The organism is Paenibacillus sp. P22 (assembly GCF_000469945.2).
GTDB lineage: Bacteria > Bacillota > Bacilli > Paenibacillales > Paenibacillaceae > Paenibacillus_O > Paenibacillus_O humicus.
Genome location: NZ_CBRA020000080.1, coordinates 1 through 19,212, shown reverse-complemented (window position 1 = coordinate 19,212; position 19,212 = coordinate 1). Strand labels below are relative to the sequence as shown.

Below are 19,212 nucleotides of genomic sequence, written 5' to 3'. Positions count from 1 at the left end.
GCTCAATCGGGCGCTAAAGCGATCACGGTTAAATTCAACCGCGCTCTGTCCGCTACGGAAAAAACATACCTGGACGGCGGATTCGCAGTTAAATCCAGCCTGACTTCGTTCCCTGTAACGGCTAAATTCGCAGACGACAACAAATCCGTTGTTCTGTCCGCTGTATATCTGCCAGCTGGCGATTACACCGTAACGGTCAAAGGAACGGACGCTCCATTCACCGTTAAAATCGCTGCAAGCGTAGCTTCCAAAATCGACATCACGACTCCAGCTCTTCAACTGGCTGACAACGTCGATCTTGGCGTAAAAGTCTTCAACCAATTCAACGAAGACATTACGGCTACTTCCGGCACGTACAACTACATCACGGCTGTCAACGGCACCCGCGGTACGGTTTACAACGTTGCCAACGGCAAAATCAACCTCGTGAACGACGGCCAGGCTGTAGGCAGCCTGACGAAAACGCAAGAGGGCGACACGATCAACGTATCGGCTGTCTACCCAGCTGGCGGCCTGACAACGACGAAAGCTCTGAAAGTCGTAACGGGCAGCTCCGCTACGAGCATCGAGCTCGGCGAAGTTCAGCCGCTTAAAGACAAAACCCGCATCTCCGCTGGAGACAAAGGTCTTGTGCTTCCTCTGACGCTGAAAGACGCAAGCGGCCAAACGATCAAGCTGACGGCTGGCACGGTCAACCTGAAGCCTGCTGAAGCAACTGCTGGCGTTTACAGCAACTATGTTGTAAAAGACGGTCTGTTCATCTCCATCAGCGACTACCGCATCATCGACTCGCTGATCGTTGACAAAGACGGCGTCATCAAGTTCAACGCTGGCGTTGCTGGCACGGCTACGATCGTTATCAGCAACCCTAAAGCTGGCGTATCCAAGTCCATCAACGTTGTCGTTAATGGTGCAGGCTCCATCAAGAGCTTCCAACTGGGAGCTTCCGCTAGCATCGTTCAAGCTGGCAAAGCTGCAGCCTTCCCGTTCGTAGCCGCTGATCAATTCGGCAACGAAATCAAAGGAACGGACCTTCAAAAATACCTGGATAACGGATCCCTGAACATCTCTTCCAACATCCCGGTTACGAAAAACGTCAACGCTAAAGGCGAGCTGGAGCTTACCTTCGCATCGGAAGGCTATGCTTACGTTGTAAGCAGCATTCCTAACGTAGCAGTCGCTCCTACGACCCTGAACGTTCAAGTTGTGAAAGCAGCTTCGACGGTCGGCGTAAACGGCATCAAAGATGTAGCTACGACGCTTGAAAACGGCGCTTCCGTTGGTTTCAACGGCGACAACATCGTGCTGGTTGACAGCTACGGCGGTACGGATACGGCTGCTGCCAACACGTACAACGTAGAAGTTACGGATGGCAAAGACGTTGTGAAATACGAAGGCGGCAAGCTGGTAGCTCTGGCTCCAGGATCCGCTTCTGTAAAAGTAACGTCCACGACGGCTGGCGCAGAAGCCTACAGCTTCACGGTTAATGTCGTAGAATCCTCCGACATCAGCTCGTACAGCATCAAATCCGTAGGTACGGTATATGCAGCTAAAACGGTCGGCGCATACACGAAAGGCGTTAAACTGGTCGGCAAAACTTCCGGCGGCGTAGAAGTAGCCCTGAAATCCGACGCAGCTCCATTCGTATCGAGCAACGATCCGTCGATTCTCTCCGTATCCAGCGACAACCAAGTAACGGGCCAAAAAGCTGGTAAAACTACGATTACGGCTTACAACGCCAACAACAAAGTTATCGCTACTCAAGAAGTAACGGTTTCCGAGGACGCTCCAGTTGCAAAAACGGCTGAGTTCAAGAAATCCGAGTACTCCGTAGCTATCGGTGGCGACGTACAGGTTGCCCTGACGGTTAAAGACCAATATGGCGTTGAAGTTACTCCTTCCGCTAAAATCGGTTCCAGCAACGAAAAAATTGCTACGGTATCCGGAACTACGGTTCATGGCGTAGCAAAAGGTTCTGTAACGATCACTTACGTTAACTCCGCAGGTGTTATCGCAACTGCAACAGTTCTCGTAGGATAATTGAAGCTTAACCAAAAAGAGCAAGCAGGAATTCCTGCTTGCTCTTTTTTTTTATTTCCTTTAGCCTTTCGCGATTTAGACGAAACAATCGATGCATGGTTTGCGTCTAAAACCATATATGGCAATAGGAGGAATGAAAGTGCGTTCGATATGGATCAAGTCAGGGGTCGCCAGCATTATGGCAGCCGGGCTGATGCTGCAAGGCGGGGAAAGTATTTTCATCGTTCATCAAGCTCAAGCGGCTGCGGCCAAATCCGTCACACTGTCTGGGCAAGCTGTATCCTTATCTGCTACCAGTCGGTTAAGCATACGGGATGCTCATTTTCTCATGCAGGACAAAGGAAAAGTACTTGCTTACACGGTTATGATTACGAATACAGCCTCCAAGTCTCTGGACCTTTCCGACTATTGGCTGAGAGTAAAGAGCAAATCCGGAAAATCATTCAAATCCACAGTTATTGAAGGGGATAAGGAAAAAACCTCCGTCCCGGCCAATACGAGCCAGTACATAACTTATTACGCAGTCATCGATTCAGCAACGAAGCTGAATGACTTGGTGTTTGAGGTCGTAAAGTGGGATTTCTCTGCAGCTAATTATGAACGGAATTTGGGCAAGATTGCCTACCCGGCTCAAGGTTCGGATCAAATTGCCCCTTACCAGCCAGGAACGATGCTTTATGGCAGCGGCAAATTGAAAGGGGCCGTCAAGCAAGCTTTTATTACCAAGGATAAAGATAATGGATATGTGACGATAAACTATCTTCTGGAAAACGTTGGTCAGCAGGTCATTGATTTATCAAAGACGGTTTTCAACCTCCAAACTCAGAGCCTTTCCGTGTACAATGTCTCGGCGGTAGGATTGGAAGGGCTGGCTATCCAGCCGAGAGAGCGGAAGGTAATCACGCTTCGGTCCACGATTCCGGCTTCGGTTGTTTCCAAACCGCTATCGATGGTCGTGTCCATAAATGACGAGGCCAGCAAAGTCAGTCTGCCCACAGGAGTATTTTCACTGCCGTCGCTGAAGACGCAAGCTCCGTCCGAAGCAGGACAGCCTCGAGTCGTCTACATGGATGGACAACCGGTGACAACAACAGCTGGTCAGGCGTTTCTAAATCAAAGCTCGGGAGGTCAGGCTTTATCCATCGATTTCAGCTTAACCAATACCGGGACCTCTTCGGCTGCCACGGGAGCCTTCGATTTCTTTCTTGTGACGAAGGCAGGAGCCAGTTATGCTCTGACCTATACAAAAGAAGAAAATGCATCGTTGCTGCCAGGGATAGCCAAAACAATTAGTCTAAGCGGAAACGTTCCGTCCAGTGTAACAATAGCCGACTCCCAGCTTCTAATGAAATCGACCGCAACGGAAAAAGTAAAGTCCTATGTTATCGGTGCTTATTCGCTGCAGGCAGCATCGCAAGAGGGCGGATTGGGTTCGGCCTTCAGCTACAACGACTATAGTGTCCAGCTTAAGAGCATTAACCGGATGCCGAACCAGGACAACGATATGCTCGTAGCAAACATGAGCATTACCAACACCAGCAGCGTGGCGAAGCAGATTCCGGTGCTCGGGGGTTACTTTATGGTCAACGGTGTCCGCATCGGAACGGAACAAAAGGCGGTTTCGCTTGATCAGAGCGTTACGTTGGCTCCAGGAGCTACGCTTGAAGCAATCGTCTCTGCCGAAATTCCGTACAGCACGAGCATTCAGCAGATCTCCTTCGTGAGCACGGAGCCTGCGGCAGACAAACCGGGCAAAATGGTTTATCAGTTCACTGGCCAGCAGCTGTCGGAGATCAAAACGAGCACAATTGGAACACCGTATGTTATCGACGGTACAGGGCAGAAGTCATCGATTTCGATTAAAAGGACAGCAATCTACAAATCGGATGCCGCTCAGACCTTCTACACGGAGCTGGAGGCCGTCAATAAGGAAGCGAGAACGGCGCAAATCGCATCTATAGGCGGGTACTTGGTGGATAAAAATGGACTGTCCGTGCCTATTCAGTTCGCAGAGCTGAAGGATCGGATCAGTCCAGAAGGAAAAGCGCTTCTCTCAGCGTGGGCGCAGCTCCCTCGGGCGTTCAGCGGCGATTCCTATCAACTCGTTCTCGGACAAACGGTAGGCTCTACCGGATCTGTGGCCCCGCCATCGACTGAGCAGCCATCAAGCGGGGGCAGTTCAGGTTCGACCGGCACAGCAAATCCTTCAACACCGATAACTGCTAGCGTCTTGGCAAAACCGACTGCCTATACTTTTATAGGCTCTGCGGCGGATGAAACGGCAAATTCGTTGAAGGACCTTAAAATAGGCGGGTATTCTCTGTCATTGACAAAGACTGCGCTCTTCCTCAATGCGAAGGATTTGTACACGGTAGACGGACTTAGGTTACAAACTACGTACAGTCTTCAGCGTGATTCTCAATATGAAGCGATTGCGGGGACCCATAAGCTAGTGGTTGAGGTTGTCAATCAAGACAACAACAAAACTACGGTCAGCAAAACCTTCCAGATTGGTGCCGGAGTGCAGGGTTCAACGGACGATATTCTGAAGGAGGGGCAAGATATCGACTTCAAGATTTTCTTCAGCGATCCGGATATTCAGTCGAAGCTTCAATCGAACAGCAAATACAGACTTAATCTATACGATGTATTCCAGGGCTCTCAGATTCGAATTGCTTCAAAAGAATATCCTTGGTTCATTATTAGCGAGTAATAGTAGTATGAGGCCGTACCGGAAAAAGCGGTGCGGCTGTTCTTTTTTTTGAATGTGATTGACAATAGACATATCCCAACTGAGCGGAGCAATTCTGGACATGAAAGTTGAATTATAGTAGAGTGGTAGATTATTGAAGGGGTCTTGCATGAAGACGAACGACTACATATAAAGAGAAGAGATGGAAGGAGACAAGACAGGCATGGGCAACAAAGGGACAAAGGGCTTGAAATGGACAACGCTGACCTTGACGCTTGCGGCCGGCGTATGGACGGGGACGCACTGGACCACCTTGGCCAACTCACTCGGAGGAGACGCATCCGCGGCTGCATCGACCGGCGCCGCCGGTTCGTCTGCAGCTGCAGTTCCCGGTACGGCTGAAGATCCGGTCGTGACAAAGAGTTACGTCGACCAAAGGCTGGCCGAGCTGGGTCTCGGCTCCGGCGGCTCAGGTGGAGGCGCGCCTACGGCAACGCCTGCCTCGACAGCAACGCCTGCCGCAACTGCGACTCCGAAGCCGACGGCGACACCGGGCGGAGGCAGCACGGATGGCGGCTCGGAGGACGATGGCGCGATCAAGGTCATCAACGTGCCGGCAGGCAAAACGCTGATCGCCGCCGATGGAGCGGAAGTTGTCGTGCGGGCTGGCAAAGCGGTCGCGTACAGCCCGGACAGCAACGGCATCGCGGACGTAACGGACGGCATCGACATCAAGTCGGGGGCTGCTGTGCCGCAAAACCATTTGATTCTGTTTCCGCGCGGAGGAAGAGGCGTTTCGAGCGCTCCCGGCATGAAGACAGGGCTGACGGTCATGGTCAAAGGCAGTTATGAAATCAAGATGCAGCCGTAGATTCTATTAAAATGGTGTAATGGCGTGATGGCGTAAATGCCGTAACGGCTTAACAGGTGTTTAAGAGGATTAGCCCCAAGGTGGACTGCCGACTTATTGAATTCAATTAAACAAATGGCTGCTTTTTGGAAAATCAAAAGAATTGAAATCCAGTTGGAACTCCTATTAATTTCCGAATTCCCTTAACTATTTGCGGTTTTGGCAAATAGTTATTTTTTTCCCTCAGTGACAATATGTTCGACGCTTAGAGCCTCCAGCCCCGAGGCATTCTATATGCACATCCTTATCCAATCTTACCGGAGGTGTTGTATATCATGGCCAGATCCAACCGCGTTGTCGTGCCTGCAAGCAAGGAAATCCTCAATCAGATGAAGTACGAAATTGCCGGAGAGCTTGGCTTGTACTCCGCCCCTGCTCCCGGAGCAGGAGATACCGAATTCGCCGGAGAACTCGGCGAGGCCGGGTACAGCTCGCAGCCGACGGTGCATTGGTCTTCCCTGGCAACACGCCAGGCGGGATCGGTGGGAGGCGAGATTACGAAGCGTCTCGTCGCCAAGGCCGAGCAATCCCTCTACGGACTCTAAAAATCGCCTGAAGACGCGGTCCAAAGGAGATTCTCCAAAAACTACCAAGGATTGCCGTCCATTGACACTATGCGACAGTTCCGCTATTATAGTGTCCTAGAAGAGTTGTCTAACGACCTTTTCCAATGGGAAAAGGTTGATTTTTTGTTCAGGACTTTTCTCATTATATGGTTCTAGGAGGTCGATCAGCTTGTCCCTTAAAGGAAGACACCTGTTTACTTCGGAATCCGTAACGGAAGGCCATCCCGATAAAATATGCGACCAGATTTCTGACGCAGTTCTCGACGCTTTCCTTGAAGTGGATCCCTATGCCCGCGTTGCCTGTGAAGTATCCGTAGCGACGGGCCTTGTGCTCGTTATCGGCGAAATCAGCAGCCGTGCCGACTACGTGGATATCTCCGCAATCGCGCGCCGCACCATCAAGGAAATTGGATATACGCGCGCCAAGTTCGGCTTTGACTCCAGCACCTGCGCGGTTCTGACTTCTCTCAACGAGCAGTCGGCCGACATCGCCCAAGGCGTCAACGCCGCGATCGAAACCCGCGAAGGCAAAGACATCCAGCAAGAAAACGAAGACATCGGAGCAGGCGACCAAGGCCTCATGTTCGGTTTTGCAACGAACGAAACGCCTGAGCTAATGCCGCTTCCGATCGCGCTGTCCCACCGCATTGCCCGCCGCCTGGCGGAAGTGCGCAAGAACGGCACGCTGGAATACCTTCGTCCGGACGGCAAAACGCAAGTAACGATCGAATACCAGGACGGCAAGCCGGTCCGCGTAGATACGATCGTTGTCTCGACGCAGCATGACGAAGCGATCTCCCTGGAGCAGATCCAAAAGGATATCCGCGAGCATGTCATCGCTCCGGTCGTTCCTCAGGAACTGATTGATGGAGACACGAAATATTTCATCAATCCGACGGGCCGCTTCGTTATCGGCGGACCTCAAGGCGATGCCGGCCTCACCGGCCGCAAAATCATCGTCGACACCTACGGCGGCTACGCTCGCCATGGCGGCGGCGCGTTCTCCGGCAAGGATCCGACGAAAGTCGACCGTTCCGCGGCATACGCGGCCCGTTACGTGGCGAAGAACATCGTCGCTGCCGGCCTGGCCGACAAATGCGAAATCCAGCTTGCTTACGCGATCGGCGTAGCCAATCCGGTCTCCATCAACGTGGACACGTACGGCACCGGCAAAGTGGAAGAGGAAAAGCTCGTCGAGCTGATCCGCTCCAACTTCGACCTGCGCCCTGCCGGCATCATCAAGATGCTCGACCTGCGCCGTCCGATCTACGGAAAGACGGCTGCATACGGCCACTTCGGCCGTACGGACATCGATCTGCCTTGGGAGCGCGTGGACAAAGCCGCTCTGCTTCAGCAGGAAGCCGCACTCGTGTAATCGTGTTTCCGATAACCTCCGCTCAGCCTGAGCGGGGGTTTTTTGCATTCAAATACTCGCTCCGTTCATGAATGCTCAACCTGCTTGAGCCGCTTAGGACCCCGAACACGGACATAGAAGATGGTTGCCCATAGGATGCCAACTTCCAGCGAATTCTAAACATTCCTTATTTGGATACCGACAAAGTAACTACAATGGGTTACAAATCGGGGAGTGAATTCAGTTGGCTGGAAGAAAAAGCAGAACGATCATGATTGGCGCAGCGGCTTTGCTCATGCTTGCAAACGCCTGTCTGCCTGCAGGAGGATGGGTAAGGCAAGCCGCTGCCGCAGCGGGAGGGCCGCTGCTGTCGGCCAAGCTGCCGGCGGACGACGCGGTACGGGTGCCTGCCAACTCGAGGTTGCTGATGACCTTCGACGAGGCGGTCGTGAAAGGAAGCGGAAGCGCAGGCATTAGCATTCGCAAAGTGTCCGACAACACGGAATGGGCGAGGTTCACTGCCGACGACAGAAGAGTCCAGGTGGAAGGCACCCGGGTTTCGATCCAGCCGGATAAGCCGTTTGCTTCAGGCGAATCCTATTATGTGCTGCTGGATGCAGGAGTGTTCGCCAATGCATCAAACGGGGCTCCGTTCGTCGGAATATCGAGCGCGTCGGAATGGAATTTCAGTGCGGCGGAGCCGGATACAACCGCTCCCGACGTTGTGTCCGCCTCTCCGCAAGGCGGAAGCGTGCCGGTATTCTCTACGCTGCAGCTGAACTACGGTGAAGTCGTCTACCCTTCGGAAGGCTCGCTGCAGCTGGTCAACCGGACGACAGGCGATGCCTTGGCCGTCAGCGCAGTGTCCCCGGCCGTCACGGGCGGCGGAAGCCAGTCGCTGACGATCGTTCCCCCATCCGTTCTCGTTCCGGGACAAGAATACCGGATCGAGGTTCCGGCAGGCTGGGTGCAGGATGCCGCAGGCAACAAGAGTCCAGCCTACTCATGGAGCTTCACGACGGGAAGCTCTCCGGTCGGCATCGTGGATAAGCAGCCTTCGTCCGGATCCGCAGGCGTTGCGCTGGATACGGGCTTGAGATTGAAGTTCGACAAGACGGTAACGTCCGGAAGCACGCCGAATTCGCCGAAGTACATGACGGTGAAACGAGTCGCGGACAACGTCACCGTCACTAGCCTCAATACATCGGGAATGACATACAAGCCGGACGGGACGGTCGAAACAGGTTTGGACAGGCAGCTGGCTGGAAGCACGGCATACTATGTGCTTGTCGATCCGGGAGCCTTCCGCAGCGGAGACATGCTGTTCGCAGGCATCGGCAGCGCGGCGGAATGGACGTTCACGACCCGCCCGTCTGCAGGGCAGCCGCCTGCCATGGCCAAGCTGGAGCCGGCCGCTGGAGGCATTCTGGGGGCGCTGGACGGCAAGCTCCGGATTACATTCGACAAGAACGTATTCCCGGGAACCGGTTATGTGACGATAAGGAATGCGGGAAGCGGTGCGGCAGCGGCGACGATTCCGGTTACTTCGGAGCTGCTGAACGGGTTCGGAAGCAACGTCATCACGATCAATCCGGGCATCCTCTTTTCCGAAGGGACCAAGTATTATGTCGAGATCGGCAATCAGGCCTTCCTGGACGAGAGCGGCAACCGATATGCGGGAATGAGCGGAAGCGGCGCATGGCCCTTCACGGTCAATAGGGATTCAACGCCGCCTTCTATTGTATCCATGCTTCCGGTGAGCGGAGCGACGTCCGTGTCGACGGTCTCGCCGCTTAGACTCGTATTCAACGAAGCCATCCGGCTGGCGCCGGGCGCCAAAGCTTTGCTTCACCGGAGCGGCAGCTCCACCCAGACTTACCCGGCTTCCCTTTCCATCGCGCCGGATAATGCCAATGCGCTTCTACTTAAACCGGATGCCGCGCTGCCAGGATCGACGCAGCTGTATGTGGAGCTCGGGGTGAACAGCGTGACTGACTTGGCCGGCAACGGTTTCAGCGGCATTCTGAACGAATACCAGTGGAAATTCACGACGATGGCGAGCGGCAGCGGCACGCCTTCGTTGAGCAGCTTGGCAGCCGCCAGCTCGACCAGGATTCAGCTGGTCTTCGGCATGGAGCTTGACAGCGGTTCGATTCCTTATCCGGCCAGCTTCTATGTCACCGTCAATGATTCGCCTGCGGCCCGCGAGCTCGCAGGAGTCGAAGTAAGCGGCAGCACGGCAACGCTTATTTTGCGGTCCCCGGTGCTCAGCGGCCAGAAAATAACGGTCTCTTATTCCGTCCCGGGAGAAGGCATGCCCGCGCTCCGCAGCCTGTCGGGTGTACGCGCGTCGGGCTTTACCGGCAAGGAGATCCAATATGACGAGACTTCCTCGCTGCCCAAGGTGACGAGCGGCGTTCTGAACGGAAGCTACGTCACCCTCCAGCTCAGCAAGCCGGTCCAGGCCTTGCAGGCGGGAGCCCTGTCCCAATTCGGCCTTTACGTCAACGGCTCCTATGTTCAGCTGACGGAAGCGACCGCATCGGGGTCGACCCTTCTGCTTCGCTTGAGCAGCCCGTCCACGAGCGGAGGGAGCGCATACGTCAACTACTCTCCGGGCACGGCTCCCGTTGTCGACCAAGCGGGCAATCCGCTTGGGGCATTCAGCACCTATTATGTCCAGAACATGCTCGATACGACGAAGCCGGTGCTCGGCAGCATCATCGCAGGAGGAAATACCGTTACGCTCAATTACAACGAAGGCCTCCATACCGCAAAGGTGCCTTCCTCCAGCCGCTTCACCGTCATGAACGGGACGTCTTCCATCGGGGTCTCAGGAGTAAGCATTGAGGGCAGCAAGGTGACACTCAAGCTGAGCGGCAGCCTGAATGCATCCGTCGGCCTTACCGTCAGCTACTCCAAGGGCAGTCCAGCCTTGGCGGATCTGGCTGGAAACGAAGCGGACTCCTTCAGCGGCGTGCCGGCATCGATGTTCACGGCAAGCACGACTCCGACCTATCTTTCCGGCATGGCGAACGGAGACACGCTGACGCTTGTTTACTCCGGAGCTTTGGACCCGGCATCCGCGCCGGCTCCTAGCCAGTATTCCATCCGTGCGGACGGCGTGCTCGTTCCTGTGAACAGCGTAAGCATCGCCGGTTCGTCGGTCATTCTGAAGCTCAGCCGCGCGGTGACGTCGGGACAGGCTGTAACCGTGACCTACACGCCGCCGACTTACAACCCGCTGAGACAGATAGGAGGGGACAGCGCCGCATCGCTTTTGCTGGCATCCGCAACCAATGCTACAGGCCAGCAAGGGGGAGCCTCATCCGGCTCGGGCTCGCAGCCGGCAGTTGCAGGCCAGCTGACCTTGACGGATGTTACGGTCACTCAGGACGTATCCCCGGCCGGAAGGGCGGCCAGCCGTTATTCGGTACTGAGCGACAGCCTGATTCTCGCTTATCAGAAAGCTCGCAGTGCGGGTTCGGGTACGGATAAAGTCATCTTCAAGGTGCCGGACGGCCAGAAGGCGGGCATAGTCGCCTTGCCGATCCTCGCTCTGCAGCAGGTGCTCGCCGCTTCGGCGACAGCCTCCTTCGAGCTGCAGTACAATGGCATCTCCACGGTGATTCCTCTCCAAGGAATCGACTTCGCCAGAACGGCCTCCCTGCTCAATGCAGGAGGTCCTACCGGCTATCTCATGCTGTCGATCGACGAGAATCCAGCGACTTTGGCGGGGGGGTTGCAGAACGCCGTCACCAAGGGAGGCCTGCAGGCAGCCTCCAGCGTCATCGGCCTCGACATATCGGTCATCGGGACGTCGGCGACTTCGGCCGACCGGAAGAAGCTGAACGGTCTAAGCCGTTATGCCTCCACGACCTTGCAGACGGCCTCAAGCCTGATGCCGGCATCTGCGTCCACGGTGTTCCTCGACGATGAAACGGCCATGCTGAGCTATGTGCCGACCCGGATCAGCGGGCTGTCCGTGACGTTCAAGCACAAGTCCGGCGGCGTCTTCGTCGTCGTGAGAGGCACCCCCGTGCTCAGCGACGTGAACGGACATTGGGCGAAGAACGATATCGCCGCTCTGGCTTCCAAATCAATCGTGAGGGGCAGAAGCGCCAATTCCTTCATGCCCAAAGCCAACATTACCAGGGCGGAATTCGCGGAATACATCGCCAGGGCCCTCGGCCTCAAAGGCGACCGCGCCTCGGCTTCGGCCTATAGCGACGTCTCGTCCGGATCGGCGACCGCTTCTTATGTCGGAGCGGCTTCGGCTGCCGGCATCGTACAAGGGAGCGGAGGGCAATTCCGTCCCAACGCGGCCATCTCCCGTCAGGAGATGGCGGCGATGATGGTTCGCGCCATCGAAGCCTCCGAGATGAAGATCATCCCGGCCAAGGACAATGCCTCTTACCTGGCGAAATTCAAGGATAAGGGCAAGATCAGCGCCTGGGCGCAGCCGTATGCGGCCAAAGCCGTCTTTGCGGGCATCGCGAACGGGCAGACCGCCACCGCGTTCGCTCCGCTGGGGCAGGCGACCCGCGCAGAGGCGGCCGTCATGATCAAGAGAATGCTGCTGTACCTCGGCATGATCGACGTGTAGAAAGAACGGGAGCTGTCCTGCCGGCATCGCGGATGCGGCCGGGCGGCTTCTTTTTTTTTTTGCCCGGAAACGATTGAAAGCAGGAAAGGAGCATGCCGCGGACATGGTCTTTATTCAAGCAGCCCTACTAGATCGCAGGGAGGAAACGATAGGTCCTTCCCTTCATTCTAAGAGATTATTAACATAGAAAAAGTCAATCATTGTCGAAAGGCTGAAAGGACTATTCTATCAGACCCTCTTTGGTCGTAACTTTTTCCCATTCTGGAAGTCTATTCATTCGTACTGACAGAGTTTCAGAATCGCAGAATGAGTGCCATCCAGATAGGAGAGTTGCAATCTTTATGTCCAAAGAAAAGAATCAAACGGCTGTCCACGCCCCTTCGGCCCCTACATATAAGCATCCTCGCCCGCTCGGCGGCGGCCGCAGGATGCTCGTTACCGTGCTCGGCGCTGCCCTCATCGTGCAGCCGCTGCTGGCGCTTGCGCCTGCGCTGCCGGGCGCTCCGTCCATTTTGTCTCCATCCGTCGCCCATGCGGCCGAAAGCGCTGCGAAGCTGACGGTCACGAACCAGGAGATGGTCACCTCCGGCGCCCAGCGCATCGACTATCTGTGGAAGGGCACGCGCAGCGGCAAAGCGGTGCAGGCCAATATCCACGTCATCAAGGTCGATCTGAGTAATCCATACGTCAAGCTGAACGCCATCAACAATACTCAGGGCGTCGTCACCGACCGCGGCAGCGTCATGAGCATGGCCAAAAATTCCGGAGCCGTTGCCGGCGTCAATGCCGACTACTTCCAGACCTCTTCCACGGACGGGGCCCCGATGGGCGCGGAGATTCTCAGCGGCAGCCTGCTGACGAGCCCGATGCAGCTGACGGGCATGTACATGTTCGGCGTCACCAAGGACAAGAAGCCGGTCATCGACCGCTACCAGTTCCAGGGAAGCGTCACAGCCGCCGACGGCTCCACGTTCACGCTGGCGGGACTCAACCAGTCCTCCTACACGACGGAGTATCCGGCCAAGACGAATTCCCATTCCGATTCGCTGTTCATGTATACGAGCGCCTGGATGGATGCAGACCGTCCGGCCGGAGCGAGCTATGCGACGCCTACGGAGGTGCTCGTCCAGAACGGAGTCGTGCAGCAGATATCGGAAGGCGCCGCCTTCTCCTCCAAGCCGCCGGCTGACGGGTACATTTTGCGTGCGCATGGCAAGGCGGCCGCATTCGTGCGCGATCACTTGCAGCCGGGCACGGCGGTGAACGCGAACTACTCCCTTCAGTCCCTGACGACCCAGCAGCAAGCCGACCCGGCCAGCTTCGAGATGATGGTCGGCGGGCATACGATTCTCGTGGACGGGGGCAAGGCGGCGACGTTCTCGCGAAGCGTCTCGTCGATCAGCGGCACCTCCGCTCGCTCCCGCACGGCACTCGGTTATTCCGCCGACGGCAAATCCGTCTTCATCATCACGTCGGAGACGAACGGCAGCAGCTCGGGCCTGACGCTTGCGGAGCTCCAGCAGGCGATGGTCAGCATCGGCGTTTACAAAGGAGTCAATCTGGACGGCGGCGGCTCGACGACGATGGTCGCGCGTCCGCTCGGCGACTTCGGCCTGCAGCTTGCCCATCCGACGGAGTACGGCACGACGATGCGTCAGGTTTCCAACGGGCTGGGCGTCTTCAGCATCGCTCCTCAAGGCGCGATCAAGGGCATCAAGGCAAGCGGCTCCGGAGTGCTCTTTCTGGGCCAGTCCAGCACCTATTCGCTGAAAGCCTACGATCAATACTACAACCCGATGGAGCCGGGCGGCCTCAGCGCCAAGTGGAGCTCGTCCAAAATCGGCGGCAGCTGGAACGGCAACGCCTTCACCCCGACGAAGGCGGGACAAGGCAGCATTACCGTGAAGTCGGGCTCGGCTGAGGATACGCTTCCTGTGACGGTGGTGGGAGCGGACGACATCGCCGCTATGAGCATCGGCAGCGCCCAGGCTTCGCTGGAGGCCGGCGCGACGGTATCCGTGCCTGTGACGGTTACGCTGCGCAGCGGGCAGAAATATACCGTTCCGCCGGAATCCGTAAAATGGGAATTCCAAGGGCTTGCGGCAGCCCGCGACGGCGAGAAGCTGACCGTTCAGTCCGTCGCGGGCGGAGCGGCCATCGGATACGCCATCGCCCGCTACGACGGCTTCTCCGCCGTGCTTCCGTTCGCGAAAAGCGGCGGCAGCAGCGTAGTCGCCGACTTCGATGCGGCATCTCCGGCGGCATCGTTCTCCTCTACGGCAGGCGTCACCGGCAGCACGTCCCTCCTGAGCGGACTCGATGCCTCCAATGCGACCAACGCGCTGTCCTTGTCCTATGATTTCTCCGCAGGCACGACGGATACGAGAGCCGCGTACGCGATGATGGGCAGCGGCGGCGTTCCGATCGCGGGCACGCCTTCGGGCATCAGCGTCGACGTCTATGGCGATGCGAGCCTCAACTGGGCGAGGGCGGAGCTGACGGATGCCGCAGGAGCGACTCATCTGCTCACGCTGGCCAAGACGGTCGATTGGAGCGGCTGGAGAACATTGAAGGTGAATCTCGCCGAATCCGGAAAAGCCGTCAAGTATCCGGTCAAGCTGACTCGCTTGTATATTGCAAGCTTGAAGGAAGGCGCCGACGAGCGCGCCGCGAGCGGACAGATGGCCTTTGACAATGTGAAGGCGGATGCCCCGGCAGCGCTGCCGGCTCCGGCCTCCGTGAAGATCGAGATGAAGGCCGGCAGCAAGACCGCCATGGTGGACGGCAAAACGACGGCTCTGGACTCCGCTCCTTACATCAAGGACGGTACCACGTATCTCCCGCTCCGCTTTGTCGCCAGCTCGCTCGGCAGCACGGTGAACTACGAAGCGGCCGCAAAACGCGTATCCGTGCTGCGGGGAGGCCAGCTGCTGGAAATGGTGATCGGCAGCAAGGAGCTCGTATCGAACGGCAAGCGAGTGGCCGTTGATACCGCGCCGATCGAACAGAACGGCAGGACTTTAGTCCCCATCCGCCTCGTATCTGAGCAGATGGGCCTAACGGTAAAATGGGACGGAACAACCAAAAGGATTACCGTCGAATGATACAAATCCCAGCACGCCTGCTGTGGTATGATAGAGGGGACCTGTCCCTTTCATAATGAAGAGAAGGAAGGTATCTTTCATAGATACCTTCTTCTCGTTTCCTCGCATTTGCCCGCTGTCGCTGGTTGGCGGCGGACCGTGCGGCTTGAAACGAATGGAGCGGCAGGAATCTCCAGCATCAGAAAGGCAGCCGTGATGACTGTGGATCACCGGATTGTGGACATCGACCGCGTTATTAAAAACGCGATTCAAGTCATGGAAGAAAGCAAATACCAAATCTATGAAATTTGCGAATCCGCGCGCAAGGAACTGGTCACGCTCGAACAGGAGCTGAATCAGGTGCTCCAGGAAACGATCCAGACGATCGACAAGGTCGACAAGCTGGAAATGGAGTACCGCCTTGCGCGTATTCGGCTTACGGAGGTAAGCCGGGATTTCGTTCGCTATAAGGAAGAAGATATCAAGAACGCCTATGAGAAGGCTACCAGCCTGCAGCTGGAGCTGATGGTCTTCCGCGAGAAGGAAACCTATCTCAAGGCGCGCAGGGACGATCTGCAGAAGCGGGTCAAAAACGTCGAGAATTCGGTGGAGAGAGCGGAGACGATCCATTCCCAGATCAATGTCGTGCTCGAATACCTTGCCGGAGATCTGACGCAAGTGACACGTATTCTGGAATCGGCCAAAAACCGCCAGCTGATCGGGCTCAAAATCATTTTGGCCCAGGAGGAGGAGCGCAAGCGGATCGCGCGCGAGATCCACGACGGTCCGGCGCAGTCGCTCGCGAATCTAGTGCTTAGGACGGAAATTGCAGAAAGAATGCTCGCCAAGCAGGAATTCCAAATGGTCCAGCACGAATTAGTAGACTTAAAGGCACAGGTTCGCTCCGGATTGGAAGAAATTCGGAAGATAATATTCAATTTGCGACCTATGGCATTAGATGATTTAGGACTTGTTCCCACTTTGCGTAAGTATGTGCAGGATTTTGAGGAAAAAACGCGAATTCATACGGTGTTCGAGACAATCGGCCGCGAAATCCGGCTTCCCTCCGCGATGGAGGCAGGCATCTACCGTTTGGTCCAGGAGGCGTTCACGAATGCGCTGAAGCATGCGAGCGCGAGCTTTGTCTCGCTGGAGCTGACCTATCAGTCGCAAATGGTGAAGATTTCGGTACAGGACAACGGGAGCGGATTCGACACGGAGCTGATTCAATCGAGGGCCAAGATCAACCAGCATTTCGGATTGATGGGAATGCGGGAGCGAGTGGAGCTACTTGAGGGAAGAATGGAGCTTGAGTCCGCCAGCGGCCAAGGCACCAGGATAACGATTCATATCCCTACAGGCGTGGATCAAAGAAAGGAGTAACATAGCGTATGGACCTGAAGGCAGCAGGAGGCAAGCGCAAGATCAAATTGCTGATTGCCGACGATCACCAGCTTTTCCGGGAAGGCTTGAAGCGCATCCTGAACATGGAAGAGGACCTGGAAGTGATCGGGGAATGCAGCGACGGAATTCAGGTTCTGGAGTTCTGCAATCAACACCAGCCGGAAGTCGTGCTTATGGACATCAATATGCCGATCGAGAACGGGGTTGTGGCAACGGAGCGGCTCCGGGACATGTTTCCGCATATCAAGGTCATCATCCTCTCGCTTCATGACGACGAGAGCTACGTGTTCGAAACTCTGCGCAAGGGCGCGTCGGGGTATCTTCTGAAGGACATGGAGGCGGAGTCGCTGATCAATGCGATCCGTTCGGTGGTGCAGGGACATGCTTACATTCATCCCAAGGTGACTGGCAAGCTGATCAACCAGCTGCGCCGCATGACTTACCTCGATGAGATGGGCGCGAACTCCGGAGCGGCTGCAAGCCGCGAGACGGGCGTGAAGTTCGTCGCCGGCGAGAACAATCCGCTTACGCGGCGCGAAGCGGAAGTGCTTCGCCTCATGGCGGAGGGCAAGAGCAACAAGATGATCGGCGAATTCCTGTTCATCAGCGAAAAGACGGTCAAAAACCATGTATCCAGCATTCTGCAGAAGATGGAAGTGGACGATCGCACCCAGGCTGTCATCAACTCCATCAAATACGGATGGGTGACTCTCTAAAGCCTGCGAAGCCTGGACGGTACATAACAAGCCAAAACCCCCGGAGATGTCTCTCCGGGGGTTTTGGCTTGTTCGCTTTGCAGGCGGAGGGAGAGACGAAAGGCGAAAGGCGAAAGGCGAAAGGCGAAAGACAAAAGACAAAAGACAAAAGACAAAAGACAAAAGACAAAAGACAAAAGACAAAAGACAAAAGACAAAAGACAAAAGACAAACTCATTAGGACGGAAAGAGTTTCTTGTTTGGCATCCTCAAGCTTGAACGAATTGCACCCGCACCTCGTCATGCAGGAACATTTTCCATAAACCCGTCATGTAGAACATACCCCCGTCATTAGGAACGAATATACCTGTACCTCCGCTAAGTGGAATGAACTCGATCCGCATATTCTCCTGAACTTCTTTTTTATCGCCGATGCATGCCGGCCGCCGTAACGCCCAGAGCGAAAAAGGCATATGGTACAGTATCCGTCACGGCATTCCCCCTTCGAGCCGTTCCGCGGGCGCGGCCATGACGCTAGGCCGGCCGGGTTCGAGGGCTTCGATGCCGCGTGAGAGGAGAAGCGGCCCATGATAGACATTTTGCTCGGCGTCATTGGTTGTTACGGCGTTGCGGCGGCAGCGGTTCATATGGCTTCTTACGTCATGGCCAAGGTTCCCCGTGCCGATAAGCATTACATTCTGATGACCCGGAACGATGAATTGCGGCTGGAAGGATGCATCCGTTCGCTTCACCGGTTTTCCAAGCTGACGGGAACTTCTGTCCGGATTACCGTGTGGGATCGAGGATCGACAGATGATACCGCCTATATCGCTACGCGTTTCGGAGACGGGATTCGGCTGGTGACCGTTTCCGACATGGACAGCGGGAACATTCGTGAGAGAGCGGGAGAACAATCGGAATCCGAATCGGAGAGAGGTCGGATGGGAACGGTCGGAAGCGAAGCGAGTGAGCATGGATCGGCATGGATAAGCGAAGCGGATGAGCTTGGAGCGGGTTGGGTGGAAAACGAAGCTGGCGGGCTTGAATCGGTATGGACGGGTAGCGAAGCGGATGAGCTTGGAGCGGCATGGACGGGAAGCAAAGCTGGCGAGCCTGGGGCGGCATGGAAGGGAAGCGGCGGTGCCTCGGCCTCCTCGAAGCGCCGATCCCTCGAGGACTCCGAAAAAGGTGGACGCGACAGGCTGTTGTGGAGCCTGCGCAGCCATGGAATCGTAAGGGAGCAGGATCAGCCTGTGCTGGTGGATCTGGATCTTCCCGAGGATTGGTTCAAGCTGCCGTTCTGAGAAGGAATGGAGCCTGCGCTGTCGAGACGCAGAAAGATTGAATAGCCAATCGGCGCAAGCTCGGTTATACTAGGGCTGTATTTATTTAAGAGCGGAACAGGTGAAGCACACCCGTCGGCGGCGAGCCGCAGGGGTGTGCTTTTTTTGCGTCCTCCTGCCCGGGCATGCGGTTCCGTGAGGGAGGATGAGCATATGGAGGCAGCGGTATACATCAGCCGATCGTTGTCGGGGAATTGGCAGGCGGGTTTGACCATCGTTCCGGAGATCGATCGGCTGTGGTTGCTGAACGCGAAGTGGAGGAAGGAGGCTTGCAGCGCCGCTGGAGAGGATGCTCGTCCTGGTGCCGAGGAAGTGCTGGCATGCGGCAAACTTCCGCTGGATACGGCCGTCCGGGCTGCGGAGCTGTGGGAAGAAACCGGTTTGAGGAGCATCGGTCGTCGGCAGGCTGCGGAGATGCTGGCAGGATGCGCAGCCGAAGCGGAACGCCAACGCGGAGAAACGGAGCCGGCTCCACAGCGGCAGGTAGTCCGCTGGGAGGCGGACTGGCCTGCAGCTCCG

11 protein-coding genes are annotated in these 19,212 nt (G+C 56.1%); all 11 read left to right on the top strand.

All coding sequences use genetic code 11. From position 1 onward, the window contains the following. Nucleotides 1-2,040 (top strand): hypothetical protein (locus BN871_RS28375; RefSeq protein WP_048746377.1); only part of this gene is annotated, 2,040 nt, incomplete at its 5' end. A gap of 133 nt (nt 2,041-2,173) precedes the next feature. Continuing rightward, a complete protein-coding gene (locus BN871_RS12660; protein ID WP_048746375.1) occupies nt 2,174-4,753 on the top strand; it encodes a hypothetical protein in 2,580 nt (859 codons plus the stop codon). A 202-nt stretch (nt 4,754-4,955) separates the two neighbouring features. Beyond that, entirely contained in the window at nt 4,956-5,603 is a 648-nt protein-coding gene (locus tag BN871_RS28370; RefSeq protein ID WP_198158042.1) for a hypothetical protein, read from the top strand. 314 nt (nt 5,604-5,917) lie between these two features. Further along, nucleotides 5,918-6,187 (top strand): alpha/beta-type small acid-soluble spore protein, encoded by a 270-nt coding sequence (locus BN871_RS12650; RefSeq protein WP_021879731.1) that lies wholly within the window; start codon nt 5,918-5,920, stop codon nt 6,185-6,187. 190 nt (nt 6,188-6,377) lie between these two features. Continuing rightward, complete coding sequence (gene metK, locus BN871_RS12645; protein ID WP_048746372.1) at nt 6,378-7,583, top strand: methionine adenosyltransferase; 1,206 nt, start codon at nt 6,378-6,380, stop codon at nt 7,581-7,583. A 223-nt stretch (nt 7,584-7,806) separates the two neighbouring features. Further along, nucleotides 7,807-12,168, top strand: coding sequence for an Ig-like domain-containing protein (locus tag BN871_RS12640; protein ID WP_048746370.1), 4,362 nt, complete (start codon nt 7,807-7,809; stop codon nt 12,166-12,168). A gap of 341 nt (nt 12,169-12,509) precedes the next feature. Continuing rightward, nucleotides 12,510-15,272 carry a stalk domain-containing protein gene (locus tag BN871_RS12635; RefSeq protein ID WP_083436419.1) on the top strand — a complete coding sequence of 921 codons (2,763 nt, stop codon included), beginning with the start codon at nt 12,510-12,512 and terminating at the stop codon, nt 15,270-15,272. A 195-nt stretch (nt 15,273-15,467) separates the two neighbouring features. After that, nucleotides 15,468-16,634, top strand: coding sequence for a sensor histidine kinase (locus tag BN871_RS12630; RefSeq protein WP_127510149.1), 1,167 nt, complete (start codon nt 15,468-15,470; stop codon nt 16,632-16,634). An 8-nt stretch (nt 16,635-16,642) separates the two neighbouring features. Next, nucleotides 16,643-17,371, top strand: coding sequence for a response regulator transcription factor (locus tag BN871_RS12625; protein ID WP_021880897.1), 729 nt, complete (start codon nt 16,643-16,645; stop codon nt 17,369-17,371). Between the two features lie 566 nt (nt 17,372-17,937). Further along, on the top strand, nt 17,938-18,654 hold the full coding sequence (locus tag BN871_RS12615; RefSeq protein ID WP_021880894.1) for a hypothetical protein: 717 nt from the start codon (nt 17,938-17,940) through the stop codon (nt 18,652-18,654). A 192-nt stretch (nt 18,655-18,846) separates the two neighbouring features. Continuing rightward, nucleotides 18,847-19,212: hypothetical protein (locus BN871_RS12610; protein ID WP_021880893.1), on the top strand; the 366-nt coding region annotated here is incomplete at its 3' end.

Coding starts and splice junctions, on each gene's coding strand:
- BN871_RS12660 (WP_048746375.1), top strand. CDS start 2,174: ATGAAAGTGCGTTCGATATGGATCAAGTCAGGGGTCGCCAGCATTATG.
- BN871_RS28370 (WP_198158042.1), top strand. CDS start 4,956: ATGGGCAACAAAGGGACAAAGGGCTTGAAATGGACAACGCTGACCTTG.
- BN871_RS12650 (WP_021879731.1), top strand. CDS start 5,918: ATGGCCAGATCCAACCGCGTTGTCGTGCCTGCAAGCAAGGAAATCCTC.
- BN871_RS12635 (WP_083436419.1), top strand. CDS start 12,510: ATGTCCAAAGAAAAGAATCAAACGGCTGTCCACGCCCCTTCGGCCCCT.
- BN871_RS12630 (WP_127510149.1), top strand. CDS start 15,468: ATGACTGTGGATCACCGGATTGTGGACATCGACCGCGTTATTAAAAAC.
- BN871_RS12625 (WP_021880897.1), top strand. CDS start 16,643: ATGGACCTGAAGGCAGCAGGAGGCAAGCGCAAGATCAAATTGCTGATT.
- BN871_RS12615 (WP_021880894.1), top strand. CDS start 17,938: ATGATAGACATTTTGCTCGGCGTCATTGGTTGTTACGGCGTTGCGGCG.